Here is a 23,816-nt window from a genome sequence, read left to right on the forward strand (position 1 = left end):
TATAGGACTACAATCTATAGTATTCATTGCATGTGGCTTGCCGCTTTTGTACTTTTACGGAAATCCGTATTTGTGGCTTTGAACAGGAGCACAAAGCCACATCCGTGCTTTGGCACAAATCCGCCGATACGGTTTTGTGCTTTCATGCTTCGGTGAATTCGATGCAAGGCGCATTTGTGATTTCGTGCAAATGCTGACGATGTTTTGCGTTTCCGTAATGGGGATCAAGGCGTGCGAGCGCATCATGCGCGTTGCGGAGGATTCAGCCATGACAGAACCACTCACCACCGATCAGGAACGCGCACAGTTGCTTGCCAACGGCAGGGATCGCGCGGCCGGCTTCGCCATCGACCCGCTGCCCGTGGTGCGGTTGTTCACGCCGGATGCCCACGCCACTTGGCTGCTGGCCTGGCTTGATCCCGCCGATGGCGACACCGCGACCGGCGTGGTTGATTTGGGGCTGGGCATGCCCGAACTGGGCGAGATCAAGCTGTCCGATCTGGCCTCCATCGTCGGCCCGAACAAGCTGGCGGTAATGCGGGACCGGTATTTCAAGGCGGTGCGCCCGCTGTCGGAGTACCTGCGGCTTGCGCAGGAGAACGGTTCCATCATTGATTGAACCGTTTGCGTCCCGTCGTTGTCGGGCGCATTGAGGCTATTTGCGTCTGAGTCCAGACCTGTACGGTCTCAATCGGCACTGTTGCAGCGAAGTGGTGCGACTCTTGCGTAAACGGTCATGACAGCCGGCGTGGCTTGCGGCACGGTGGGTGCAGCAGGAGACGATTCACGCCATGCGCCACCATCGCATTCGGACGATCTGCACAATGTAGCGGATTCATTTCGTCTTGAAACAAAAGTTTCTGATCCACATGTTTTTTAACGATTGGATTTTGATGCGGTAGTGCTCTCCCTTGGATGGCCGGTGGCGCCTCTCCTGCGCAATATGGGAGATTGCGTCATGGCAGATCGAAGCACCGAGCCTTGGTATCCCACGGCCGCGTACCTCTACGTGCTGCACCTGGACGGCCCCGCGCTGGCCTGGGAGTACCTGCGCAGAAATCCCGATTACCGGCTGGATTGGCTGCACCAGCGTCGCCGGCCCGAGGTGGCCCAACGCTGGGGCCTGCGCCTGTTCGAGGACCCAGCCCTGGATGCGCGCGACGCGCATCCGGCTTGGTTTCCAGACCATGAGGCCCTGGTCTTGCTCTACCCGGATGCCGATCCACCGCCGGATGCCCTGGTCTTCGGGTTCTGGCACCTGCCTGGTCGCAAGCACTTGGTCCACGACGGGCGCCGCCTGGTGCTGGTGGTCCACTGGCCCGGCTGCTGCCTGCGCTTCGCGCTGGCGCCGGGCCTCGAGGAGGGCATGGCCTGCGTCTACGCCGTGCGGGCCTGCAGGGCGCCTTGCACGCGCTACCGCGCATTTGCAGCTGAACTGGACAAGCTCGATCGGCTGACCGCTGTCCAAGCCGATCCGCCGACAACTCGGCCCCGGCCGTTGACCACCGCGCTGCTGGAACTGCATACCCTGCAGGCGCTCGACGCCACCCTGGCGGGCGCGTCCTTGCGCGAGGTGGCCGAGGGCTTGTTCGGCGCCGACGCCGTGGCGGCCGACTGGTTCTCCGACGGCAGCCTGCGCTCGCGCGTGCGGCGCCTGGTACGGCGGGGCCAGATGCTGATGGACGGCGGTTATCGCCGTCTCGCACAGCTCGAATGACCTGGGGAGGGTCGTTTTGCCCTGGCTGCAAAACGACCCTCTGCGAAACAGCCGCGTTTTCTGAGACTGCCTCCATCCGGTTGCGCTGTGTGGCCGGAGCTTTGAAAGCTATGGAGATTCTCACCATGCGTCCTGCTCCCTTGCGGCCTGCCGCCGCACCCATGATTTCTTCCGCGCAGCCCCAGCGCTATCTGACCAACGACGAAGCCGCCGAGTACCTACGGCTGTCACCGCGCACGCTGGAGAAGCAGCGCGTGATGGGCGGCGGCCCCAAGTTCCGCAAGTTCGGCCGCCGCGTCATGTACGCCGTCACCGATCTCGATGCCTGGGCCGAAGACCGCAGCTACGAGACCACGTCCGATCCCGAGTACGCCGAGTTCCATGCGGCGGACAGCCGTGCGCGCTGATCGGCGGCGCGCGGGTGGCCTTCGCCATGTCCAGCCCATCGCTGCCATCGCGGCAGCGACCGTCACGGGAGCGCGAACAGCTCGATCTGTTCCGCGCCCTGCCGGGCGATATGGCGCCGCGCGACAGCCAGGACCTGATGGCTTTTCCGTTCTTCTCGCTGGCGAAGTCACGGCGCACGGCGCCGATCGACTTCCAGGCCAGCGGGGTGACGATCCGTGTGGAGGGGACGCAGGAACATGGCATCGCCACGATCTGGGATGCCGACATCCTGATCTGGGCGGCCAGCCAGATCGTGGAGGCACGCGACGCGGGCTTGCGCCCGTCGCGGCTGATGCAGGCCACGCCCTACGAGATCCTGCGCTTCATCGGCCGCGGTACGTCGCTGCGCGACTACCAGCGCCTCAAGGCCGCGCTGGATCGTCTGCAATCGACGACCGTGGCCACGTCGATCCGCGAGACCACGGGAAGGCGGTTGCACCGCTTCTCGTGGATCAACGAGTGGAAGGAACTGGCCGATGCCCAGGGCACGCCGCTGGGTATCGAGCTAATCCTGCCGGACTGGTTCTATGCGGGCGTGCTGGATGCGGCACTGGTGCTGACCATCGATCTGGCGTACTTCCAGCTCACCGGGGGCATCGAACGCTGGCTGTACCGGCTGGTGCGCAAGCATGGTGGGCGCCAGGAACAGGGCTGGCAGTTCGACTTCAGGCAGTTGCACCGCAAGTCGGGCAGCACAGCCAAGCCCTACGACTTCGCCTGCGATCTGCGTGCCCTGGTGGCGCGGCAGTCGCTGCCGGGCTACGTCCTGGGCATCGAGCGGCTGGATGGGGCCGAACTGCTGACATTCCGCCCAGGGCGTCTCGTGCCGCCCACGGCACGGGGGTAACTGCGGGATCGCCTGTGGACGGGCTCGTGCTATCAGGCGTGCCAGGTATCGTGCTATCAGGCGTGGGACTATCGTGCCATCAGGCGTGCCGATCGGCCGCAAACCCAATGCTGGCGCGGGTTTCGGCCTCTCTTAACTTATCTAACTTAATACATAACATTAGTAGTAGCAGTGCGGCGTTTCGGTGGACAACCACCAAACGGCACGTTCTGCCATGGGTATGGGCCTGCGATTCTTGCCATCGGCAAGCCGGTTTTGCAGGCCGATCAAAGGCAGGTTTTCCAACACGGAGGGCCAGGCCATGATTGTCGCGCTGCTCAACCAGAAAGGCGGCGTGGGCAAGACCACGCTCGCTACCCACATCGCCGGCGAGCTGGCGATGCGCGGGCAGTCGGTCATCCTGTTGGATGCCGATCCGCAGGGCTCTGCGCTGGACTGGACACAGCGCCGCAGCCAGCAAGGTTTGCCAAGGTTGTTCAGCGCCGTGGGCCTCGCACGCGAGACGCTGCACCAGGAAGCCCCAGAACTCGCCAGGCGGGCCGATCACGTCGTCATTGATGGTCCGCCCAGGATCGCGGCCTTGGCGCGCTCCGCGCTGCTGGCGGCCGAGCGGGTGCTGATCCCGGTGCAGCCCAGCCCCTACGACCTGTGGGCTAGCGCCGAGATGGTGGCGCTGATCCGGGAGGCCCAGGTGTTCCGGCCGCAGCTGCGCGCGGCCTTCGTCATCAACCGGCGCGTGAGCACCACGGTGATCGGGCGCGAAGCACGCGGGGCGCTGGCCGAGCAGCCGCTTCCCGCACTGCGCGCGGAAGTGCGCCAGCGCATCGTCTTCGCTGACAGCGTGGCCGCTGGCCGGTTGGCCCGCGAGACGGCGTCCGACAGCGCCGCTGCGCGCGAAATCACTGCGCTGGTCGATGAACTGCTGCGGTGGCTGTCATGACAGCGAAGCCCGCACCCAGCAGCAAACGCGCAGCCAAGCGTGTCGGCATCGGTGCACGACCGCCCGCGAATCCGCACGCCGAGGCGTGGATTCGCCAAGGCAGCGCCGACGACCTCCAGAAAGGCGATCTCTACACCGCTCGCCTGACCCTCGACATCACACCCGCCATGCGCTCGCGCATCAAGGTGTCGGCCTTCACGCAAGGCGTGACGGTGGCTGACCTGCTGCGCGGTCTGCTGGAGCGGGAGTTTCCAGAACACCGCAGGGAGAACACGCCATGAACACATCCGCTGCACCTGCCGCCAATCCTATGGCTACTGCGGCCACAGCTATACCGTTGCCGTCCTTCGCTGCGCTGGCTGGCCGGCCTTCATCCACGCCACTGACGCGCGTTTCGCTGGCTTACGTGGAGCACCGTTTCAAGCTCTATCTGCGCTTTGGCGAGCCTGCGCGCACGCTGCGGCTCGATCGCTGGCGCAGCGTCGCTGTGTTCCTACCGGGCGCGGCGCTCTGTCGTATCCGCTGGCAGTCCAACGACTACGGAACGATCCGCTGGCAGCTCATGGTGATGCAGACATGCACGCCCTTGGATGATGCGCAGCGCATCCCCGGCGTGCAGCCGGGCGCGCGCCTGCTGCTGCACGCAGAGGGCGAGAACCAAGTCCGCGCCGTGCTGGAGCGCATTGACGCTATCGAGGCGCTGGGCCTTGCCCCCGCTGCAGCGTCGCCCGCGTACTGGCGCACGCTGGGCAACCGGCTCGCTGCCCGCTTGCCGTTACCCGAGTACACCGCCGAGCGCCACGCCGCCTGGCTGGCCGGGAGGGTGCTGCCATGACGGCCACGACAGCATTCCTTTCTCGCTCGTCTGCGCACTCGCGTTCGCGTGCTCGCCTCGTGCTGGCTGCACTGTCCGCCTGCGGCCTCGCTGCGCTGGTCTGGACGGCTTTCGTGCAGCCGCTGCCGCGCCTGGTCTACAACCCGTCCGACAGCGTGGCGGTCGGTTGGTATCGCGTCCATCCGCTGGACCGCGGTGCCGGCTTTCTGCCGCATCTGCTACCTCCTTCACTGCGTGTCGGCAGCATCGTGCTGACCCGCTTGCCTGCCGACGCTGCCGCGCTGGCTGCGCAGCGCGGTTACCTGCCGGCGCGCGTGCCGCTGCTCAAGCGTGTGGGCGCCATCGCGCCGCAGCATGTGTGCGTGTTCGATGCGCTGGTCTGGATCGACGGCGTTCCGGCGGCCGCCGTTCGGTCTGCAGATCAGCTGGGCCGCGCGTTGTCGCCCTGGCCCCAGTGCCGTCGTCTTCTCCCTGGCGAGCTGTTCTTATTGAGCGCGACCAACCCGGCGTCGTTCGACAGCCGGTATTTCGGGCCGGTGAGTGCATCCGCCGTGATCGGCGTGGCGCATCCGGTCTGGCTGGAGGAACGTCCATGATGATCCCTGATTTGCTGCACGCAAACGTGCATGCCATCATGCTATCGGACGTGTCATCGTCATGTCATCGCGCGTGCAGTGCCAATGCATTCGCGTTGCACTTCGGGCTGCATTCAGCGCGGTCATCCCGCGCACCAGCCACTGCATTGCTGGCTGTCGACTCGCTGCGCATCGCCGTGCAGCCAGTCGCACTATCGGGCGTGTCCTTGCGGCTGCATGGGCTGTGTCGCCGCGCATGGCGTGCCTGTGCTGTCGCGCGGCCCAACGCGCAGCCTCCGGCCCTGCACTCCGTACAGCCGTCCCACGTGCAGACGTCTTGCCCCGAACGCGCCCGGCCTGCGGCCATCGGCGTGTTCGCCGGGGTGCTGACTGCTCGGGCAGCAGCGCCACCGGGCCGCGATTGCCGGGAGCGAATGCGGGAGCGAATGCGGGAGCGAATGCGGGAGGCAAATGCGGAAGGCAAGATTGAAGGGTGCGGCACCACGGTGCTCGCAATGCCAGTCTGCACGTGGGTGTGGGGCGGCACGCGCCCAAGGGCGGTTGCGTGCCGCCTACAGCGCCAATGCCTTGCGGGCATTGGGAATACCGCGTGCCGCATCCGCTCAGGCGCGCTGGGCTTGTCTGGAGTCTCGCCATGAGCAAGCGCAATTCTCCTGATGGAGATGACCGTTTCCACATACGGCCCGGCAAGCCCCGGCAGCGCGGTGACACCTTCATCGCGCAGGTACTGCGCCAGACCAGCAAGGCAGCAGGTACTACCGGAGGCCGTCGCAAAGCTGGCGGCAAAACCACTGGCAAAGCCCCTGGCTCGCGCCTGGGTCGAGGACATGTCGCGGCGCGTTTCACAGGCCAGTCGCTCACTGCCCATTCGCGCCGGGCCACGGTCAAGGTGCGGCTGGTGTATCTCCAGCAGGCCAGCGGCCGATCCACGGTGCAGCACCTGCGCTACATTGAGCGCGACGGTGTGGATCGCCAGGGCGGACAAGGCCGAGCCTATGGGGCCATCACCGACGAGGCGGACACGGCCGCCTTCGAGGAACGCGGCCGGGGTGACCGCCACCAGTTCCGCTTCATCGTCTCGCCAGAGGATGCGGAGCAGCTCGAAGACCTGCGCACCTACGCCCGGCACCTGATGCAGCGCATGGAAGCCGACCTGGGCACCCGGTTGGACTGGGTGGCGGTCGATCACTGGAACACCGACAACCCGCACACCCACGTCGTGCTGCGCGGCAAGGACGACACGGGCAAGGATCTCATCATCTCGCAGGAATACATCATTCGCGGCATGCGCGAGCGGGCGATGGAACTGGCGACCGAATGGCTGGGGCCGCGCACCGAGTTGGAGATCCAGCGCAGCCTAGCCCGCGAGGTGGAGCAGGAGCGTTGGACTTCCCTGGATCGCACCTTGCAGCGCGAGGCGGTGGATGGGCTGGTGAAGACCGAACGGTTCAATGATCCCAAGCTGCAACGCCAGCGCCTGCTGCTGGTCGGTCGGCTGCAACGGCTTCAACGCATGGGGCTTGCCACGGAGACCCAGCCTGGTATGTGGGCCGTTCACGCCGAGGCTGAGCCCACTTTGCGGGCGATGGGCGAGCGCGGCGACATCATCCGCACCATGCAGCGTGCCATGGGCGGCAAGCAGCGTGACCTGGCCGTGTTCCAGCCGGGCGAGGATGGGCACTCCATCGTCGGCCGCGTGGCGGGTAAGGGGCTGGCCGACGAGCTGTACGACCGGGGCTATCTGGTGGTCGATGGCATCGACGGCAAGGCCCACTATGTGGTGCTGCCGCCCAGGACGGAGCTGGAGCAATACCCCATGGGTGCAGTGGTCGAGGTGAAAGGCTCCGCAGAGATGCGCGCGGCGGACAAGAACATCGCCGCGCTGGCGAGCAACGGCCTGTATCGCACCGACCATCACCTTGCGATTGCGCGGGGGCAAGCCAAGGATGGCCGAGACCCGCAGGAAGTGGTAGCGGCCCACGTTCGCCGGCTGGAAGCCCTGCGCCGAGCGGGCATTGTGGAGCGCGTGGCTGAGGGGTTGTGGAAGGTGCCGGACGATCTGCCCGAACGTGGCCGACAGTACAACGCGCAGCGCCTGGGCGGCGTGGCTGTTGAGCTGAAGTCGTACCTGCCTATCGAGCGGCAGGCCCGCGTGATCGGCGCCACCTGGCTCGACCAGCAGTTGATCGGCGGCGGCAAGGGGCTGGGCGACCTGGGCTTTGGCGGCGAGGCCAAGCAGGCGCTGCAGCAGCGCGCCGACTTCTTGGCCGAGCAGGGATTGGCCGAGCGGCGCGGGCGGCGCGTCATCCTGGCGCGCAACCTGCTGGGGACGCTGCGTAACCGGGAACTGGCGCAGGCCGCCAAGGACATTACCGCCGAAACCGGCCTGGCACATCGCCCCACGGCCGATGGCCAGCGTGTGGCAGGCATCTATCGCCGCAATGTCATGCTCGCCAGTGGGCGCTACGCGATGCTGGACGACGGCACGGGGTTCAGCCTGGTGCCGTGGAAGCCAGTGATTGAGCAGCGGCTGGGGCAACCGCTTGCCGCGACTGTGCGTGGTGGTGGGGTGGCTTGGGAGATTGGGCGACAGCGGGGGCCGTCAGTGGTATAGATCAGCGGTCATCCACCACAGCATAAGTGCATGGCTGATATGCATCTGTAGCTATATGTAGATGCCGCGCCAATCTTCACACTTCGTTCTGAGTTGAAGAACTCAGCTAACCCCTCTGCCATCACCTTCTGTCGCGGACATGAGAGTGGCCTGTTTATACCGAGGATGAAACCATGAGCATGATTTCTCGAACCCATGGGTGCCTGTGCCTGCCTGCCTTGGCACTGGGCGCGCTGATCGCATTGCCCGCGCTGGCGGCCGGTGACGAGGATGCGGTTGCCGCCAAACTGGAGGAGTTCCGCAGTGCGCAGATGGCAGCCAATGCCGGCACCCTGACTGAGCTGACGGCGCCGGAACTCAGCTACAGCCATTCCGATGCGCGCGTGGAGGACCGAGCAACCTTCGTGGCCAACACAACGTCGGGGAAAAAGCCTTTTCTGTCGCTGGAATACCGCGAGCCGACAATTCGCGTTGTTGGCAGCAACGCCATCGTGCGCTTTCATTGGATGGGTGAGCAGCAGGCAGTGGCCGATGGCAAGAAAACCGCCACCAATCTGCATATCCTGATGGTGTGGCAAAAGCAGGGCGGCGACTGGAGGCTGCTGGCAAGAAGCGCAACAAAGCCTTAATCAATCAAGCCAAGCGCGCGCCTATCCACGCTCCCGACGTGACGAGGCCGCGCACTTCCTTGCGCACGGTTTGCGTGATTTCAAAGAGTTCGGGTATGGCGGGCCGATTGCGCGCTATGGCCAGCGAGATCTTGCGGGTCACCACCGGCTCGACCAGCTGTGCCGAATGCAGCCGGCCTTGTGCCACGCGGTCGGCCACCGCCGCGAATGGCAGAAGCGTGGCTCCGCAGCCGTCCTCGACCAAGCGCATGGAGACGGTGTTCGACGCATCGCACTCCAGCGCCATGTTCAGCGTGGCGCCGGTCCGCTCCGCCAGCGATTCGGCCAGCACGCGCAAGCCATGCTCGGTGCTGGGCAAGATCATGGGAACCTCTCCCAGCTTGCCGACAGGAAACGTAGGGCCGATGTAGCTCCATGAAGCCGGAGTTACCAGCATCAGATCCTCCTCCAGTAGGACGTCCAGGCTCAGCCCGCTGTGTTGTTCGGGAGAATAGAGGAGCGCCATGTCCACCTCGCCCGAGGCCAGCCATCCCAAGATAGGGCCAGCCAGGCCCTCAACGAATCGCAGCTTGGTGGCGGGAAAGCGTTGCTTGAGCGCTGCGCCGATCAAACCGAATGCCGTGGTAGCGATGGTGGGCTGAGCGGCGATCACCAGCTTTGCAGGCCCTTTGGCCATGCAGGTGCGCACCGCGTCGCAGGCCTCTGAGATCGTTGCAGCCACTTGCTGCGCGTAGCCGAGCAAGGTATTGCCAGCTTCGGTCAGCACGACGCCTCGGCCACTGCGACTGAATAGGCGGGTTTTTAGCGCCGTCTCCAGGCGTGAGATTTGCCGGCTGACCGTGGATTGGTCTGAGCCCAACTCCAGGGCCGCACGAGAGAAGCTGCCTGCGTTGGCAACACAGGTAAAGCAAGCCAAATCATCAGAGTTCAAAGGCGGCATGGGCCTACTCTCGTGCGTGTGTGTCCATGCTCACTAGTCTAAGCCAGCGTGTACGCCGTCTTCACCGTGGTGAAGAACTCCTGCGCATACTTGCCCTGCTCGCGCGGGCCGTAGCTGCTGCCCTTGCGCCCGCCAAACGGCACGTGATAGTCCACGCCCGCCGTGGGCAGGTTCACCATCACCATGCCGGCCTGGCTGTGGCGCTTGAAGTGCGTGGCGTACTTGAGGCTGCTGGTGGCGATGCCGGCCGACAGGCCGAACTCGGTGTCGTTGGCCACGGCCAGCGCTTCCTCGTAGTCCTTGACGCGGATCACGCTGGCCACGGGGCCGAAGATTTCCTCGCGGTTGATACGCATGGAGGGCGCGGTGTCGGCAAACAGCGCCGGCGCCATGAAGAAGCCCTCATGGCCGCTGCCCGTGTGGCAGGCGATGCGGCTACCGCCCGTGAGCAGCTGCGCGCCTTCAGCCTTGCCAATCTCGACATAGCTCAAATCCTGCTCCAGCTGCGCCTGGCTCACCACCGGCCCCATGTCGGTGCCTGCAGCCAGCGCCGCGCCCACCTTGATGGCCTCCACGCGGGCCTTGAGCGCTGCGACGAAGGCCGGGTAGATCTTGTCGGTGACGATCATGCGGCTGGATGCCGTGCAGCGCTGGCCGGTGGAGTAAAAGCAGCTTTGCGCGGACAGCTCCACGGCCTGCTTGAGGTCGGCATCGTCGAGCACCACCTGCGGATTCTTGCCGCCCATCTCCAGCTGGACTTTCTTTCCATTGGCGACACAAGCCGCCGCAATGCCACGGCCCACGCCAACCGAGCCGGTAAAGCTAATCGCCGCCACGCCGGGGTGATCGACCAGCGCTTCGCCGATCACACGCCCACGACCCATGACCAGATTGAACACCCCGGCCGGAATGCCCGAGTGGTGAATGATGTCGGCCAGCGCCCAGGCGCTGCCCGGCACCAGATCGGCGGGTTTGATGACCACGCAGTTGCCAAAGGCCAGCGCGGGCGCAATCTTCCACGCGGGAATCGCAATCGGGAAGTTCCACGGCGTAATCAGGCCGACTACGCCAATCGGTTCGCGCGTGATCTCCACGCCGATGCCAGGCCGCACCGAAGGCACCATCTCGCCCGCAAGGCGCAGGCATTCACCGGCGAAGAACTTGAAGATCTGGCCGGCGCGCATGACTTCGCCAATCGCTTCGCCGCGCACCTTGCCTTCCTCGCGGGCCAGCAGCTCGCCCAGCTCTTCCTTACGGGTCAGGATTTCGGTGCCGATCTTGTCCAGCGCATCGGAACGGGCCTGGATGCCCGAGGCGCTCCAGGCGGGAAACGCAGCCACAGCGGCGGCCACAGCGGCATCCACGTCGGCTGCATCGCCCTGGGCGTACTCGCCGGCCACATCGGCCAAGTTGCTGGGGTTTAGGTTGGGCGCATAAGACTGGCCTGGTTTCCATTGGCCGTTGATCAGGTTGTGGTGCTTGGTGGTCATGGCTATCCAATCAGGAAGTTGAACGGGGGGTGGGACGCAGCAGGCTGCGGTCTATGTCATCCAAACGATTTACGCCCAGCAGCGCCATGTCACGGTCTACTTCAGTGCGCAGGATGCCGATGGCATGGCGCACGCCGGCACCGCCGGCCGTTGTCGCGGCGAAGTTGAACGAACGGCCGTTGAAAACGCATTGCGCGCCCAGGGCCATAGCTTTGAGCACGTCCGTGCCACGGCGAATGCCGCTGTCCATCATCACGGTGAGGTTCGGCGCCGCGTCCACGATCTCGGGGAGTACGTCCAGCGGAGACAGGGCGCCGTCGAGCTGGCGGCCGCCGTGGTTGCTGACGATGATGCCGTCGGCCCCGGCGTTCTGTGCGCGCAGCGCGTCTTCCTTGCGCATCACGCCCTTGACGATCAGCGGGCCTTTCCACTGGTTGCGCACCACCTTGAAATTTTCCCAGGACAAGTGGTCCCGTGCGACCATATCGCGCTGCACGTTGGCCGACAGGATTGGCGCCCCGCGCTCGGCGCGCCAGTTCTCGAAATGCGGCATGCCGTGCGAGAGCAGCGTGCGCCCGAAGGTGCCGAGCAGCCAGCGCGGATGGCTGATGCCGTCCCAAGCCAGCCGCACGCTGGGCTTCAGCGGCGTCGAAAAGCCGTTCTTGACATATCGCTCTGGATTTACCTGCACCGGCAAATCCACCGTGACCACCAGCGTCTTGAACCCTGCCGTGGCAATGCGGCGAATCAACTCGGCGATGCGCACGTCGTCGCCCGGTATGTAGGCCTGGAACCAGGTGTTCGGCGCGGCGGCAGCCACTTCCTCCATGCGAATCAGCGACGCGCCACTCATGATGGCGGGCACATTGCTTTCCTGTGCTGCGCGCGCCAGCACGATGTCGCCGCGATAGCACCACATGGCCGCCAGCCCGACCGGTGAGATGCCGAACGGCGAGGCATAGGACTGGCCGAACAGCGAGATCTCCTGCGAGCGCCGTTCCACGCCTTCCAGGATGCGGGGCGTGAATGCCCAGCGAGAGAAGGCCTCGCGGTTGAAACGCATCGACTGCTCGTCGTCTGCGCCATTGGCGATATAGCTGTAGAGCTGCCGGGGCAAGCGGGTTCGGGCGATGCGTTGGAAGTCGTCCAGGCAGTGGATGGTGTTTAGTTTGCTCATTTCTATAGCGTCTTGCGCCTGCTATGCAGGCCCTGCAGGCCAATATGCCGGAGATAGCGGATGCCGTCATGCTAGTGCTGCACGGTGGAAACCGCTGTGCATGTGGTGCATAGCTGGTATGCATCGCGCCCGGTGTGGTCGCCGAAGCCATATCCTACGCTTGTGGGTGTTTCCACAACAAACAGCCGATCCATCATGAGTGATTCAATGAATGCTCCGAGCCGCACGGCCGGGCGCGCCCTGGTTGCCTCCCTGCGCACGCATGGCGTCGAGCGTGTCTTCTGCGTTCCGGGCGAAAGCTATCTCGAAGTCCTCGATGCCTTGTACGACGAAAAAAGCATCGAGCTCATCGTCGCCAAGCACGAGGGCGCAGCGGCCAACATGGCCGAGGCCGACGGCAAGCTGACCGGGCGGCCCGGCATCTGCATGGTCACGCGCGGCCCCGGCGCCACACATGCCAGCATCGGGGTGCACATCGCGCAGCAGGATTCGACGCCAATGATTCTCTTCGTGGGCCAGATCGCCCGCGGGCACAAGGGCCGCGATGCGTTCCAGGAAGTGGACTACCAGCAGATGTTCGGCGGCATCGCCAAGCTGGTCATGGAAATCGACGATCCCGAGCGCATGCCCGAGCTGATGGCGAAGGCCTTCAATGCCGCCGTGGCCGGCCGGCCCGGCCCTGTGGTGGTGTCGCTGCCTGAGGACATGTTGACCGAGCAGACCACCGTGCCTGACTGCGCGCCGCTGACAATGCAGGCACCCGCCGTCAGCGAGGCTACTACGGAGGCAATCGCGCAAGCCCTGCGCGCGGCGCAGCGCCCGCTGGTCATCGTCGGCGGCAGTGACTGGTCCAACGAGGGTTGCGCCAGCCTGCGCGCATTTGTCGGGGCATGGAATCTGCCCGTGGCCTGCTCCTTTCGCCGCCAGGATGTGCTGGACAATACCAACGCCCAATACATAGGGCACCTGAGCCTGGGCATGAATCCCGCGCTCAAGCGCATGGTGGCCGAGGCCGATGTGATCCTGGCCATCGGCACGCGGCTGGGCGATATCGCCACCGACGCCTATACGCTGCTGAACGTGCCGCAGCCGAGGCAGCGGCTCATCCACTGCCACCGCGATGCGCGCGAACTCGGCCGGGTCTATCGGCCGAACATCCCCGTCCAGGCCGATGCCTCGGTGCTGCTGCAGGAACTGAACGCCGCCGAGGCGCCCCGGGCTCCGGCCTGGAGCGGCTGGGCGGCGCAGGGGCGGGCCGCATTCGTGGCGTTCACGTCGGCACGCCCCGAGAACCCCGAGATTCGTGGCGTGGACCTGACCCAGGTCATGCTGCACCTGACCGAGACGCTACCGGACAACGCTATCGTGACCAATGGTGCGGGCAACTACTCCGTCTGGTTGCACCGCTTCTACCAGTACCGCGCGCCGCGCACCGAACTGGCCACCACCTGCGGCTCCATGGGCTACGGTTTGCCGGCGGCCATTGCCGCAGCACTGCAACACAAGGACCGCCCCGTGGTGTGCGTGGCCGGCGATGGCTGCTTCATGATGTACCCGCAGGAGCTGGCGACTGCCGTGGAATACGGCGCCTCGCTCATCGTGCTGGTGGCCAACAATGGCATGTACGGAACCATCCGCATGCACCAGGAGCGTGACTATCCGGGCCGCGTATCCGGCACGTCGCTCAAGGGCCCCGACTATCCCGCCCTGGCCCGATCTTTCGGCGCGCATGCCGAGCGCGTCACCACGGCCCAGGACTTTCCCGCTGCATTCGCGCGGGCACGGGCCGCAGGCAGCGTCGCGCTCATCGAACTGGTGACCGACCCGCTGCAAATCACCCCCGACAAGCGCATGGCCTGACCCATGACAGCCATCACGTCCATCACATCACAAAGGAGACTGCAATGAAGTTCAACACCCGCACACTCACCCGCCGCTGTGCCATGGCCTGCCTGTTGGGCGCTGCCGTATCTGGCGCCTATGCGCAGACCTCCAATTGGCCCGACAGGCCGATCAAGATCATCGTGCCATTTGCGCCGGGCGGCGGCACGGATCAGGTCGCCCGTCTGGTGGCCGTCGAGATCTCTAAGGATCTAGGCCAGCCCGTCATCGTCGACAACAAGCCCGGCGCCGCTGGCAACCTGGGCGCCGACTTTGTTGCCAAGAGCGCACCTGACGGCTACACGCTGCTGTGGGGCACCGTGGGCACCCAAGCCATCAACCAGCTCGTGAGCAAGAAGCTGCCCTATGACGCGCAGAAGGACTTCAAGCCGGTTGCCATGGTGGCGACCTACCCGAATCTGCTGGTCGTGCCGATGTCCAGCCCCGCCAAGAGCGTGGCTGACCTGGTGGCGATGGGCAAGAGCAAAGACCTGACCTATGCGTCCTCAGGCGTGGGCACATCGTTGCACCTGTCCGGCGCCATGCTCGCCGTGCAATCCGGGCTGAACATGACGCACATCCCCTACAAGGGTAGCTCGCAAGCGATGACCGACGTGATCGGCGGTCAGGTGGACATGATCTTCGACAACATGCCGGTGGCCTACACCATGGCCAAGGGCAACAAGGTGCGGCCACTGGCGGTGACTGGCACTAAGCGCTTTCCGCTGTTGCCCGAGGTGCCCACCATGTTGGAGTTGGGCTACAAGAACTTCGTGACCGAGTCCTGGAACGGCCTGCTGGCCCCTGCGGGCACGCCGGATGCGGTTGTGCAAAAGCTTGATGCCGCCGTCAAGAAGACCGTCATGGCCAACAGCTTTGCGGACAAGTTGCTGCAGGCTGGCATCGAGCGCAGCTACAAGGACTCGGCTGAATTCGCCAAGTACATCCGGGCGGAGTACGTTCAGTGGCGCACCTTCATCCAAGTCAACCGTATCAGTGTGGACTAAACGACATGAACACGATTGCCACACGACTGGTTGAAGCGCTTGGCCAGGACCGCGTATTGACGAGTGCCGACGACGTTGCCCCCTGGCTGTCCGACTGGCGCGGCCTTTACCGGGGTCAGGCTCAGGCCGTGGTACGGCCGCGCACGGTGGACGAGGTATCGCGCTGCCTGGCGCTGTGCAACGAAACCGGCACGCCGGTCGTGCCGCGCGGTGGCAACACCGGGCTGTGCGGCGGCGCCGCCCCCGATGGCGAGGGGCGCAGCATCGTCCTGAGCTTGGACCGGATGAACGCCATTCGCTCGCTCGACACCGTAGGCAACACACTGGTTGCCGAGGCGGGCTGCATCCTCGGCAACCTGCGTCGAGCCGCGCAGGACGCGGGGCGGCTGCTGCCGCTGAGCCTGGGCGCTGAGGATTCGTGCCAGATCGGCGGCAACCTTGCCACCAATGCGGGTGGCGTCAACGTCGTGCGCTTCGGCATGGCGCGCGAACTGGTGCTTGGCATCGAGGCGGTGTTGCCGTCGGGTGAAGTCTTTCACGGCCTGCGCACGCTGCGCAAGGACAACACCGGCTACGACCTCAAGCAGATGTTCATCGGCGCGGAGGGCACGCTGGGCGTGATCACTGCTGCATCGCTGCGCCTGTTTGCGCGAGCCGACACGCGCTCGGTCGTGCTTGCAGGAGTGGAATCCTCCGTGCAGGCGTTGGCACTCTACGAACTGCTGTTCCAGCGCTGCGGGCCTAGGCTGCAGGCCTTCGAATTCTTCACGGGCGAATGCCTGGGGCTGGTGCTGGAGACGACCGAAGGCGTGCAAGACCCGTTCGAGCGACGCTATCCGGCCTATGTGCTGGTCGAGTTTGCCGACACCACCGACGAGGCCGGACTGGAAGCCCTGCTCGAATCCGTGATGGAGGCCGCGCTGGAGCAAGCGTTGTGCCTGGATGCCGTAGTGTCGGCATCTTTGGCGCAGCTCAATGGCCTGTGGCGGCTGCGCGAGGAAATCCCCGAGGCGCAGCGTGTCAACGGAGCGCATTTGAAGCATGACATCTCGCTACCGATCGAGAAGCTTCCAGAGTTCATGACAACGATGGAGACACGGCTGCAGTCTCTATGTCCTGGGGTAAGGCTGTTTGTCTTCGGGCATTTCGGCGATGGAAATCTGCACTACAACCTGTCGCGCCCGCTGGGTGCGGCGGAGGATTGGGCAAGCACCCAGGGCCATGATCTGACCGATGCGGTGCTGGAGCAGGTGATGCAGTTCGGCGGCAGCATCAGTGCGGAGCATGGCATCGGCCAGCTCAAGCGCCATGCCTTTCTCCAGTACAAGGCCCCGCTGGACCTGCAGCTGATGCGCGCCGTGAAGGCGGTGTTCGACCCTGCCGGAATTATGAACCCTGGAAAGTTGCTGTAAGGCACTTTGAGTACGAGAGAGGTTGAAATGAAGATTCTTGTAACGGTGAAGCGGGTGGTGGACTACAACGTCAAGGTGCGTGTGAAGTCCGACGGCAGCGGCGTGGACATCGCCAACGTCAAGATGAGCATGAACCCCTTCGACGAAATCGCCGTGGAAGAGGCCGTGCGCCTGAAGGAAAAAGGCGTGGTCACCGAAGTGATCGCCGTCTCCTGCGGCGTGGCCCAGTGCCAGGAAACGCTGCGCACTGCCATGGCCATCGGCGCCGACCGCGGCATCCTGGTCGAAACCACCGAAGAACTGCAGCCGCTGGCCGTGGCCAAGCTGCTCAAGGCCCTGATCGACAAAGAGCAGCCCGGCCTCGTCATCCTCGGCAAGCAGGCCATCGACGACGACTGCAACCAGACCGGCCAGATGCTGGCCGCGCTGGCCGACCTGCCGCAAGCCACCTTCGCCTCCAAGGTCGAAGTGGCGGGTGACAAGGTGGCCGTGACCCGCGAAGTGGACGGCGGCCTCGAAACCATCAACCTGAGCCTGCCCGCCGTGATCACCACCGACCTGCGCCTGAACGAGCCGCGCTACGTCACGCTGCCCAACATCATGAAGGCCAAGAAGAAGCAGCTCGACACCTTCAAGCCCGAAGATCTGGGCGTGGATGTGGCCCCCTGCATCAAGACCCTCAAGGTCTCCGAGCCGCCCAAGCGCGGCGCCGGCATCAAGGTGCCTGATGTGGCCACCCTGATCGACAAGCTCAAGAACGAAGCCAAGGTCATCTAAGGCCCCCGCACAACAAGAACACGAAGGACACGAACATGACCGCACTCGTTATTGCAGACCACGACAACGCCAGCATCAAAAGCGCCACCCTCAACGCCGTGACGGCCGCCAAGGCCTGCGGCGGTGACGTGCATGTGCTCGTCGCCGGCGAAGGCGCCGGCGGCGCCGCTACAGCCGCCGCGCAGATCGCCGGTGTTGCCAAAGTCATCCACGCCGATGGCGCGAGCCTGAAGAACGGCTTGGCCGAGAACGTCGCCGCCCAGGTGCTGACCATCGCTGGCAACTACAGCCACATCCTGTTCCCCGCCACCGCCGGCGGCAAGAACGTGGCGCCCCGCGTGGCCGCCAAGCTCGACGTCGCCCAGATCAGCGACATCACCAAGGTCGACGGCCCCGACACCTTCGAGCGCCCCATCTACGCCGGCAACGCCATCGCCACCGTGCAATCGGGCGACGCCACCAAGGTCATCACCGTGCGCGGCACCGGCTTCGACGCCGCAGCCGCCACCGGCGGCAGCGCTGCCGTCGAGACCGTTGCCGCCGCAGCCGATTCCGGCAAGAGCAGCTTCGTGGGCTCCGAGATCGTCAAGAGCGACCGTCCCGAACTGACGGCCGCCAAGATCATCGTCTCGGGCGGCCGCGCGCTGGGCAGCGAAGAGAAGTTCAAGGAAGTCATCACCCCGCTGGCCGACAAGCTGGGCGCCGCCATCGGTGCCAGCCGCGCCGCGGTGGACGCGGGCTACGCCCCCAACGACCTGCAGGTGGGCCAGACCGGCAAGATCGTGGCGCCGCAGCTGTACATCGCCTGCGGCATCTCGGGCGCCATCCAGCACCTGGCCGGCATGAAGGACTCCAAGGTGATCGTGGCGATCAACAAGGACCCCGAGGCACCGATCTTCTCGGTGGCCGACTACGGCCTGGAAGCCGACCTGTTCGAGGCAGTGCCGGAACTGATCAAGATGCTCTGAGTGCACTCAGGTATGGAGTTCAGGCATCTCCGCTACTTTCTCGCGGTTGCCGAAGAACTTCACTTCGCCAGAGCCGCCGCCCGGCTGCACATCGACCAATCGCCGCTGTCACGCTCCATCAAGGAGCTGGAGGATGAGCTGGGCTCGCAACTCTTCACCCGCACCACACGCAGTACCCAGTTGACCCGCGCCGGCAGGGTATTTCTGGAGCGGGTGCCGCGCATCTTCACGGCCTTGGAACAGGCGCGCGATGGGGTGAAGTCGGCCGCCAACGGCTTTCACGGGCAGTTGCGCATTGCCTTGTCCGACGGCATCACGCCGTCGCGGTTACCGGCATTGCTCGCGCGAAGCCGAGAGGAAGAGCCCGAGGTGGAAATCCGGCTCTTTGAAGTGCCCCTGGATCAGCAAATCAGGGGCTTGCATGACGATCAGTACGACGCCGGCTTCTCGATGGCCAATGAGGTCGGCGATGGCATTGCGGCCATTCCAGCCTGGGAGGACGAGCTGATGGTGGCCTTGTCTTCGCGCCACCCCTTGCTGGAGTACCGGCGCATTCCGCTGGAGATCGTGTTGCAGCACCGGCTGGTGTTGGGCGACCCTGCTTTTTGCCAGGGGCATACCCGTCAGGTAGATCGCATCCTGCAGAAGCGGGATGAGGAGTTGCAGATCCTCCAGCGCGTCGCCACCTTCGACGTGATGATGGCCCTGGTGTCCGCCGGGCTGGCGGTGGGTCTGGCAGGTGCCGCGCACATTGCATCCAGCCGCGAACCTGGGGTACTGGCCCGGCCACTGGCGGGCACGCCACCGATGCTGGCCACGTACCTGCTGCGCCGCGATGCGGAGCCGTCCCCGATGCTGGTCCGTTTCATCGAGCGGGTCGCCTCCATTGATTCGGGCAGTGGCGATACCGCTGCCGATGATTCATGAATTCACATAGGGAAAGGATGTTCGCCATGAACAAGATTGTGATCCCCTTCATTGCCATTGTGCTGACCGCCTGCGGCCCCGCGAAGCCCACGGAGACCGTTGATGAGCTGGTGGCGAACCCCGCGCGCATCAAAGAAATCCAGCGCCTGTGCAAGGAAGATCGCGCGAAGGTTGGCGACGAACTCTGCATGCGCGCCGCTGCAGCCGCTGAACGGCGCTTCTTCGGCGACAGGCCGGAGCAGAAGAAGACCCCGTAATCCATCCCGCCGTCGCGACGCAGCATCACCACGGCGGTTGAGTTCCCACTGTTACCTCCCTACGCCGCAGAGCGCTCGCGCCTGCGGCGTTTTTATTGTCTTCGCTGCAGCAATAAATATGGCTTTTTTTGTCTGAATCGCTGCCGCAACGGTCTTTGACCGGCCCGTACGCTCGCCTTGATCCTCATGACTGCGGCCCCCCTCGGTGCCGTCATGGGAGGCCAATCAATGCAAGGTACGAACGTGCTGTTCGGCCAGATCGCCGTCGTGTTCGGCATCGTGATCGCCGGCGTGTGGAGCGCCACGCAGTGGACTGCCGCCGCCCTGGGCTATCAGCTACGCTTGGGCTCGCCCTGGTTCGACTTCTTCGGCACGCCGGTCTATCACCCCTGGCGCTTGTTCGAGTGGTGGTTTTTCTTCGACGCCTACGCACCGCGTGTCTTCGACATCGGTGGTGCGATTGCCGGCGGCAGCGGCCTGGTGGCCGTGCTGGTCGCCATCGGCATGTCCATCTGGCGCTCGCGGCAATCGAAGCTGGTCACGACCTACGGTTCCGCGCGCTGGGCCAATGCGGAGGACATTCACAAGGCAGGCCTTGACCAGCCTGCGGGCGTGTTCCTCGGCCTGCATCGCCAGCAGTACCTGCGGCACGAAGGCCCGGAACACGTCCTGACCTTCGCGCCTACGCGCTCCGGCAAGGGCGTGGGCCTGGTGGTGCCTACGCTGCTTTCGTGGCCCGCATCCGCCGTTGTCCACGACATCAAAGGCGAGAATTGGAGCATCACCGCGGGCTGGCGGTCGCGCTTCTCGCACTGCCTGCTGTTCAACCCCACCGATGCGAACTCGGCGGCCTACAACCCGCTGCTGGAAGTCCGGCGCGGCGCGCATGAAGTGCGCGACGTGCAGAACATCGCGGACATCCTGGTCGATCCCGAAGGCGCGCTGGAGCGGCGCAACCACTGGGAAAAGACCAGCCACGCGCTGCTGGTTGGGGCCATCCTGCATGTGCTCTACGCGGGCGAGGACAAGACGCTGCGCGGCGTCGCCAATTTCCTCTCCGATCCGGCCTGCCCCTTCGAGCTGACCCTGCACCGGATGATGACCACGCCACATCTCGGCGATGGGCCGCATCCAGTCGTGGCCTCCGCTGCGCGCGAAGTGCTCAACAAGAGCGACAACGAACGCTCAGGCGTGTTGAGCACCGCCATGTCGTTCCTCGGCCTGTACCGCGATCCCACGGTGGCCGAAGTCACGTCGCGTTGCGACTGGCGCATCGCCGATCTGATCGCGGCCGAGCATCCGGTGTCGCTGTACCTCGTGGTGCCGCCTTCTGACATTTCTCGGACGAAGCCGCTCATCCGCCTGATCCTCAACCAGATCGGGCGACGCCTGACGGAATCGCTGGACGGCAGCGACGGTATTGCCCGCCGCCACAAGCTGCTGCTGATGCTCGACGAGTTCCCGGCACTCGGGCGGCTGGACTTCTTCGAGACGGCGCTGGCCTTTATGGCGGGCTACGGCATCCGCAGCTTCCTGATCGCGCAGAGCCTGAACCAGATCGACAAAGCCTACGGCCAGAACCATTCGATCCTGGACAACTGCCATGTGCGCGTGACCTTTGCGACTAACGACGAGCGCACCGCCAAGCGCATTTCCGAGACGCTGGGCACCGCCACCGAATTGCGCGCGCAGCGCAACTATGCGGGCCACCGGCTTGCGCCATGGTTGGGACACCTGATGGTGTCGCGCCAGGAGACGGCACGCCCGCTACTGACGCCCGGCGAAGTGATGCAACTCCCGCCGGACGAGGCCGTGGTGATGGTGTCCAGCGTGGCACCGATCAAGGCCAAGAAGCTACGCTACTACGCCGACAGCAATTTCAAGCGGCGCGTGCTCCCGCCTCCTACGCTCGCCGCCGGGCTCTACGCCGATGCGCCGCCAACGCGGCCCGACGACTGGAGCGGCCTGGCGATTCCCGCTGTTCCTGCGGCGCCGGCCACTGAAGCCGTCGAAGGCATCGGCAGTGCCGATGACGGCGGCCCGCGCCGTCAGCCCGAGCTTTCCGAAGTCACCGAGTACCACCTGGAACAGGAATTCGCAGCCACCGACCTCGCGCTGCTCGATGACGACGACACGCCGCTTCCCCTTCCGCGCCAGCTCGACCCGGCCCTGCAGCGCACAGCCCGGCTGGCATCCCTCGACCCCAACGACGGAATCGACCTATGACCCAACACCGCCTCAACTTGTTCATCCAGCCCGAGCACAGCAAACGGCTGGATGAACTGGCCGCCAAGAAAGGCGTATCGAAGTCCAGCATCGTCGCTGCTGCCTTGGCGTCCTGGCTGTCGCCGGATGCGGGCGACCAGCGCGAGGCGGCGATTGCCAAGCGGCTGGATCGCCTGTCGCGCCACGCCGAACGGCTGGAGCGTGACCAGAACATCCAGATCGAAACACTGGCGCTGTTCATCCGCTGCTTCCTCACGGTGAGCACGCCAGTGCCCGAAGCGCATCAGGACGCCGCGCGCGCCCAGGGCAAGGCGCGCTTTGAGCAGTTCGTCGAACAGCTCGGACGCCACCTGCTGCGTGGGCGCAGCCTGGTGCGGGACGTGGTGGAGGAACTGCATCCCGACCCCACGCGCATGGACGAAGCGCAGGAGCGTGCTGTATGAGCGCCGTTCCTGCCTTCACAGCTGTTTCGTTGGATCGCCGCATCCAGATGCTGCGCACGGCGATGGGGCCGCTGATCGCCGCCGCACTGGAAGACCCGGACGTGGTGGAAATCATGCTCAACCCGGATCGAGCCTTGTGGATCGATCGGCTTTCGTCGGGTCGCGCGCCGATGGGAGTGGAGCTGTCCGAGGCCGACGGCGAACGCATCATCCGCCTCGTGGCCGCCCACGTCGGCGCGGAGGTGCATCGCGGCCAGCCGCTGTTGACGGCGGAGCTGCCCGAAACGGGTGAGCGCTTCGAGGGCATCCTGCCGCCCGCTGCGCCGGGGCCGGCCTTCGCGCTGCGCAAGCGCGCCGTGGGCGTGATACCCCTGTCGCGCTACATCGAGGACGGAATGATGTCCGCCGAACAGGCGGGCTTGCTGGTGCGCGCTGTGCGCGAGCGCCAGAACATCCTGATCGCTGGCGGGACGAGTACCGGCAAGACCACCTTGGCGAATGCCTTGCTGGCCGAGATCGCCGCCACCGGCGACCGTGTACTGGTGCTCGAAGACACGGTGGAGCTGCAATGCGCGGCCCGCGACCACGTGCCGCTGCGCACGCGCGCGGGCGTGGTGTCGATGCAGGAACTGGTGCGTTCCTCCATGCGCCTGCGACCGGATCGCGTCGTCGTCGGCGAGGTACGCGGCGCAGAAGCGCTGGATCTCATCAAGGTATGGGGCACCGGCCATCCGGGCGGCATCGCCACGATCCATGCCGGCTCCACGCTGGGCGCGCTGCTGCGCCTGGAGCAACTGATTCTCGAAGTGGCGGTGAACCCACCCCGTGCGCTGATCGCGGAAGCGGTCAATGTGGTCATCCACATCGCCGGGCGCGGGCGCAAGCGCCGCATCGAGAGCATCGCCCGCGTCGTCGGTTTTGACGGCGCTGGGTATCACCTGGCGGACGCGCTGGAGGCTCCATTTTTTTCGGAGCTATCGCCAGCCGACCCCGTTTCTTCCCCGTCCCTCAACCCACTTGGAGAACATCCATGACGCACGTTCCCGCTTTCCGCTTTACTGTAAATCCGCTTTCTAACGCCAGCCACCTGCGCAGCCTGGGACGGCCTGCGGCGCAAGGTCTGATGCTCGCTGCGCTGATGTTGCTGTTCGCGGGCACTGCGCAGGCCGCTGGCTCCAGCATGCCCTGGGAAGGGCCGCTGCAGTCCATCCTCGAATCCATCCAGGGGCCGGTGGCCCGGATCGTGGCCGTCATCATCATCATTGCCACGGGCCTGGCGCTGGCCTTTGGCGATACCTCGGGCGGTTTCCGCAAGCTGATCCAGATCGTGTTCGGCCTGTCGATCGCGTTCGCGGCTTCGAGCTTCTTCCTATCGTTCTTCTCGTTCTCCGGCGGGGCCGTCGTATGAACGCCCCCGACGAATTCGTTGCGGGCTTCGAGGTTCCACTGCACCGCTCGCTGACCGAGCCGATCCTGATGGGCGGTGCGCCGCGCAGCGTAGCCATTGCCAATGGCACCTTGGCCGCCACCGTCGGACTGGGCCTGCAACTGTGGATTCCGGGCTTGGTGCTCTGGATCGTCGGCCACGCGCTGGCAGTCTGGGGCGCGCGCGTCGATCCGCAGTTCATGCAGGTCTTTGCGCGGCACATCAAGCACCGGCCGCTGCTGGACGTATAGGGGAATGCC

At 65.1% G+C, this 23,816-nt stretch carries 26 protein-coding genes; 22 read left to right on the forward strand and 4 right to left on the reverse strand.

Annotated features, from left to right (window positions below; genetic code table 11):
* Positions 1-268: 268 nt before the first annotated feature.
* The 4 genes from O987_RS13605 to O987_RS13620 all read left to right on the forward strand — a co-directional run bounded on the left by O987_RS13605 (position 269) and on the right by O987_RS13620 (position 3,011).
* A complete protein-coding gene (locus tag O987_RS13605; protein WP_043376463.1) occupies positions 269-619 on the forward strand; it encodes a DUF2958 domain-containing protein in 351 nt (116 codons plus the stop codon).
* Between the two features lie 339 nt (positions 620-958).
* Positions 959-1,717: a DUF2285 domain-containing protein gene (locus O987_RS13610; RefSeq protein WP_043376465.1), complete on the forward strand. Its 759-nt coding sequence runs from the start codon at positions 959-961 to the stop codon at positions 1,715-1,717.
* Positions 1,718-1,842: 125 nt separating this feature from the next.
* Positions 1,843-2,124, forward strand: a complete 282-nt coding sequence (locus O987_RS13615; RefSeq protein WP_043376469.1) for a helix-turn-helix domain-containing protein — start codon at positions 1,843-1,845, stop codon at positions 2,122-2,124.
* A 26-nt stretch (positions 2,125-2,150) separates the two neighbouring features.
* Positions 2,151-3,011, forward strand: coding sequence for a replication initiator protein A (locus O987_RS13620; protein WP_043376472.1), 861 nt, complete (start codon positions 2,151-2,153; stop codon positions 3,009-3,011).
* Between the two features lie 159 nt (positions 3,012-3,170).
* Here O987_RS13620 and O987_RS29075 read toward each other — a convergent pair whose 3' ends face one another.
* Entirely contained in the window at positions 3,171-3,314 is a 144-nt protein-coding gene (locus O987_RS29075; protein WP_158407674.1) for a hypothetical protein, read from the reverse strand.
* Here O987_RS29075 and parA point away from each other — a divergent pair.
* The 6 genes from parA to O987_RS13650 all read left to right on the forward strand — a co-directional run bounded on the left by parA (position 3,313) and on the right by O987_RS13650 (position 8,625).
* Positions 3,313-3,951: a ParA family partition ATPase gene (gene parA / locus O987_RS13625; protein ID WP_043372874.1), complete on the forward strand. Its 639-nt coding sequence runs from the start codon at positions 3,313-3,315 to the stop codon at positions 3,949-3,951. The genes O987_RS29075 and parA overlap by 2 nt on opposite strands.
* Entirely contained in the window at positions 3,948-4,232 is a 285-nt protein-coding gene (locus tag O987_RS13630; protein WP_043372877.1) for a hypothetical protein, read from the forward strand. Before parA ends, O987_RS13630 begins: the two co-directional genes overlap by 4 nt.
* The gene (locus O987_RS13635) at positions 4,229-4,786 is read left to right on the forward strand and encodes a DUF2840 domain-containing protein (protein WP_043372880.1); all 558 of its coding nucleotides are present in this window, start codon (positions 4,229-4,231) and stop codon (positions 4,784-4,786) included. Before O987_RS13630 ends, O987_RS13635 begins: the two co-directional genes overlap by 4 nt.
* Positions 4,783-5,382, forward strand: a complete 600-nt coding sequence (locus tag O987_RS13640) for a S26 family signal peptidase (RefSeq protein ID WP_043372883.1) — start codon at positions 4,783-4,785, stop codon at positions 5,380-5,382. Before O987_RS13635 ends, O987_RS13640 begins: the two co-directional genes overlap by 4 nt.
* 634 nt (positions 5,383-6,016) lie before the next feature.
* Entirely contained in the window at positions 6,017-7,996 is a 1,980-nt protein-coding gene (locus O987_RS13645) for a relaxase/mobilization nuclease and DUF3363 domain-containing protein (RefSeq protein WP_043372885.1), read from the forward strand.
* A 173-nt stretch (positions 7,997-8,169) separates the two neighbouring features.
* Entirely contained in the window at positions 8,170-8,625 is a 456-nt protein-coding gene (locus O987_RS13650; RefSeq protein WP_043372888.1) for a nuclear transport factor 2 family protein, read from the forward strand.
* Positions 8,626-8,629: 4 nt separating this feature from the next.
* On the opposite strand, the gene O987_RS13655 is transcribed toward O987_RS13650, so the two are convergent.
* Genes O987_RS13655 through O987_RS13665 form a run of 3 tightly spaced genes read right to left on the reverse strand, consistent with a single transcriptional unit; the run spans position 8,630 to position 12,232 of the window.
* Positions 8,630-9,565: a LysR family transcriptional regulator gene (locus O987_RS13655; protein WP_043372891.1), complete on the reverse strand. Its 936-nt coding sequence runs from the start codon at positions 9,563-9,565 to the stop codon at positions 8,630-8,632.
* A 38-nt stretch (positions 9,566-9,603) separates the two neighbouring features.
* The gene (locus tag O987_RS13660) at positions 9,604-11,055 is read right to left on the reverse strand and encodes an aldehyde dehydrogenase family protein (RefSeq protein ID WP_043372893.1); all 1,452 of its coding nucleotides are present in this window, start codon (positions 11,053-11,055) and stop codon (positions 9,604-9,606) included.
* 10 nt (positions 11,056-11,065) lie between these two features.
* Positions 11,066-12,232 carry an alpha-hydroxy acid oxidase gene (locus tag O987_RS13665; protein ID WP_043372895.1) on the reverse strand — a complete coding sequence of 389 codons (1,167 nt, stop codon included), beginning with the start codon at positions 12,230-12,232 and terminating at the stop codon, positions 11,066-11,068.
* A gap of 195 nt (positions 12,233-12,427) precedes the next feature.
* On the opposite strand from O987_RS13665, the gene O987_RS13670 reads away from it, so the two are divergent.
* The 12 genes from O987_RS13670 (at position 12,428) to O987_RS13725 (ending at position 23,807) form a co-directional block, all read left to right on the forward strand.
* On the forward strand, positions 12,428-14,092 hold the full coding sequence (locus O987_RS13670) for a thiamine pyrophosphate-binding protein (RefSeq protein WP_043372897.1): 1,665 nt from the start codon (positions 12,428-12,430) through the stop codon (positions 14,090-14,092).
* A 44-nt stretch (positions 14,093-14,136) separates the two neighbouring features.
* Positions 14,137-15,120, forward strand: coding sequence for a Bug family tripartite tricarboxylate transporter substrate binding protein (locus O987_RS13675; protein WP_043372900.1), 984 nt, complete (start codon positions 14,137-14,139; stop codon positions 15,118-15,120).
* 5 nt (positions 15,121-15,125) lie between these two features.
* Positions 15,126-16,532, forward strand: coding sequence for an FAD-binding oxidoreductase (locus O987_RS13680; RefSeq protein ID WP_043372903.1), 1,407 nt, complete (start codon positions 15,126-15,128; stop codon positions 16,530-16,532).
* Positions 16,533-16,559: 27 nt separating this feature from the next.
* Positions 16,560-17,309, forward strand: a complete 750-nt coding sequence (locus tag O987_RS13685) for an electron transfer flavoprotein subunit beta/FixA family protein (protein WP_043372906.1) — start codon at positions 16,560-16,562, stop codon at positions 17,307-17,309.
* A 35-nt stretch (positions 17,310-17,344) separates the two neighbouring features.
* Positions 17,345-18,277, forward strand: a complete 933-nt coding sequence (locus O987_RS13690; RefSeq protein ID WP_043372909.1) for an electron transfer flavoprotein subunit alpha/FixB family protein — start codon at positions 17,345-17,347, stop codon at positions 18,275-18,277.
* 12 nt (positions 18,278-18,289) lie between these two features.
* Entirely contained in the window at positions 18,290-19,204 is a 915-nt protein-coding gene (locus O987_RS13695) for a LysR family transcriptional regulator (RefSeq protein ID WP_043372912.1), read from the forward strand.
* A 26-nt stretch (positions 19,205-19,230) separates the two neighbouring features.
* A complete protein-coding gene (locus O987_RS13700) occupies positions 19,231-19,461 on the forward strand; it encodes an EexN family lipoprotein (protein ID WP_043376474.1) in 231 nt (76 codons plus the stop codon).
* A gap of 228 nt (positions 19,462-19,689) precedes the next feature.
* Positions 19,690-21,687 (forward strand): conjugal transfer protein TraG, encoded by a 1,998-nt coding sequence (locus O987_RS13705; RefSeq protein ID WP_043376477.1) that lies wholly within the window; start codon positions 19,690-19,692, stop codon positions 21,685-21,687.
* Positions 21,684-22,130 (forward strand): CopG family transcriptional regulator, encoded by a 447-nt coding sequence (locus tag O987_RS13710; protein WP_043372915.1) that lies wholly within the window; start codon positions 21,684-21,686, stop codon positions 22,128-22,130. Before O987_RS13705 ends, O987_RS13710 begins: the two co-directional genes overlap by 4 nt.
* On the forward strand, positions 22,127-23,164 hold the full coding sequence (trbB, locus tag O987_RS13715) for a P-type conjugative transfer ATPase TrbB (protein ID WP_043372918.1): 1,038 nt from the start codon (positions 22,127-22,129) through the stop codon (positions 23,162-23,164). The genes O987_RS13710 and trbB overlap by 4 nt, the downstream gene beginning before the upstream one ends.
* The gene (locus O987_RS13720; RefSeq protein ID WP_043372920.1) at positions 23,161-23,538 is read left to right on the forward strand and encodes a TrbC/VirB2 family protein; all 378 of its coding nucleotides are present in this window, start codon (positions 23,161-23,163) and stop codon (positions 23,536-23,538) included. Before trbB ends, O987_RS13720 begins: the two co-directional genes overlap by 4 nt.
* Positions 23,535-23,807, forward strand: a complete 273-nt coding sequence (locus O987_RS13725; protein WP_043372923.1) for a VirB3 family type IV secretion system protein — start codon at positions 23,535-23,537, stop codon at positions 23,805-23,807. Before O987_RS13720 ends, O987_RS13725 begins: the two co-directional genes overlap by 4 nt.
* Positions 23,808-23,816 lie beyond the last annotated feature (9 nt).

The organism is Comamonas testosteroni TK102 (assembly GCF_000739375.1).
Taxonomy (GTDB): Bacteria; Pseudomonadota; Gammaproteobacteria; order Burkholderiales; family Burkholderiaceae_C; genus Comamonas; species Comamonas brasiliensis.

Bases quoted from the DNA above. Each gene is read 5' to 3' on its own strand.
- O987_RS13605 (WP_043376463.1), top strand. From the start codon at position 269: ATGACAGAACCACTCACCACCGATCAGGAACGCGCACAGTTGCTTGCC.
- O987_RS13610 (WP_043376465.1), top strand. From the start codon at position 959: ATGGCAGATCGAAGCACCGAGCCTTGGTATCCCACGGCCGCGTACCTC.
- O987_RS13615 (WP_043376469.1), top strand. From the start codon at position 1,843: ATGCGTCCTGCTCCCTTGCGGCCTGCCGCCGCACCCATGATTTCTTCC.
- O987_RS13620 (WP_043376472.1), top strand. From the start codon at position 2,151: ATGTCCAGCCCATCGCTGCCATCGCGGCAGCGACCGTCACGGGAGCGC.
- parA (WP_043372874.1), top strand. From the start codon at position 3,313: ATGATTGTCGCGCTGCTCAACCAGAAAGGCGGCGTGGGCAAGACCACG.
- O987_RS29075 (WP_158407674.1), bottom strand. From the start codon at position 3,314: ATGGCCTGGCCCTCCGTGTTGGAAAACCTGCCTTTGATCGGCCTGCAA.
- O987_RS13630 (WP_043372877.1), top strand. From the start codon at position 3,948: ATGACAGCGAAGCCCGCACCCAGCAGCAAACGCGCAGCCAAGCGTGTC.
- O987_RS13635 (WP_043372880.1), top strand. From the start codon at position 4,229: ATGAACACATCCGCTGCACCTGCCGCCAATCCTATGGCTACTGCGGCC.
- O987_RS13640 (WP_043372883.1), top strand. From the start codon at position 4,783: ATGACGGCCACGACAGCATTCCTTTCTCGCTCGTCTGCGCACTCGCGT.
- O987_RS13645 (WP_043372885.1), top strand. From the start codon at position 6,017: ATGAGCAAGCGCAATTCTCCTGATGGAGATGACCGTTTCCACATACGG.
- O987_RS13650 (WP_043372888.1), top strand. From the start codon at position 8,170: ATGAGCATGATTTCTCGAACCCATGGGTGCCTGTGCCTGCCTGCCTTG.
- O987_RS13655 (WP_043372891.1), bottom strand. From the start codon at position 9,565: ATGCCGCCTTTGAACTCTGATGATTTGGCTTGCTTTACCTGTGTTGCC.
- O987_RS13660 (WP_043372893.1), bottom strand. From the start codon at position 11,055: ATGACCACCAAGCACCACAACCTGATCAACGGCCAATGGAAACCAGGC.
- O987_RS13665 (WP_043372895.1), bottom strand. From the start codon at position 12,232: ATGAGCAAACTAAACACCATCCACTGCCTGGACGACTTCCAACGCATC.
- O987_RS13670 (WP_043372897.1), top strand. From the start codon at position 12,428: ATGAGTGATTCAATGAATGCTCCGAGCCGCACGGCCGGGCGCGCCCTG.
- O987_RS13675 (WP_043372900.1), top strand. From the start codon at position 14,137: ATGAAGTTCAACACCCGCACACTCACCCGCCGCTGTGCCATGGCCTGC.
- O987_RS13680 (WP_043372903.1), top strand. From the start codon at position 15,126: ATGAACACGATTGCCACACGACTGGTTGAAGCGCTTGGCCAGGACCGC.
- O987_RS13685 (WP_043372906.1), top strand. From the start codon at position 16,560: ATGAAGATTCTTGTAACGGTGAAGCGGGTGGTGGACTACAACGTCAAG.
- O987_RS13690 (WP_043372909.1), top strand. From the start codon at position 17,345: ATGACCGCACTCGTTATTGCAGACCACGACAACGCCAGCATCAAAAGC.
- O987_RS13695 (WP_043372912.1), top strand. From the start codon at position 18,290: ATGGAGTTCAGGCATCTCCGCTACTTTCTCGCGGTTGCCGAAGAACTT.
- O987_RS13700 (WP_043376474.1), top strand. From the start codon at position 19,231: ATGAACAAGATTGTGATCCCCTTCATTGCCATTGTGCTGACCGCCTGC.
- O987_RS13705 (WP_043376477.1), top strand. From the start codon at position 19,690: ATGCAAGGTACGAACGTGCTGTTCGGCCAGATCGCCGTCGTGTTCGGC.
- O987_RS13710 (WP_043372915.1), top strand. From the start codon at position 21,684: ATGACCCAACACCGCCTCAACTTGTTCATCCAGCCCGAGCACAGCAAA.
- trbB (WP_043372918.1), top strand. From the start codon at position 22,127: ATGAGCGCCGTTCCTGCCTTCACAGCTGTTTCGTTGGATCGCCGCATC.
- O987_RS13720 (WP_043372920.1), top strand. From the start codon at position 23,161: ATGACGCACGTTCCCGCTTTCCGCTTTACTGTAAATCCGCTTTCTAAC.
- O987_RS13725 (WP_043372923.1), top strand. From the start codon at position 23,535: ATGAACGCCCCCGACGAATTCGTTGCGGGCTTCGAGGTTCCACTGCAC.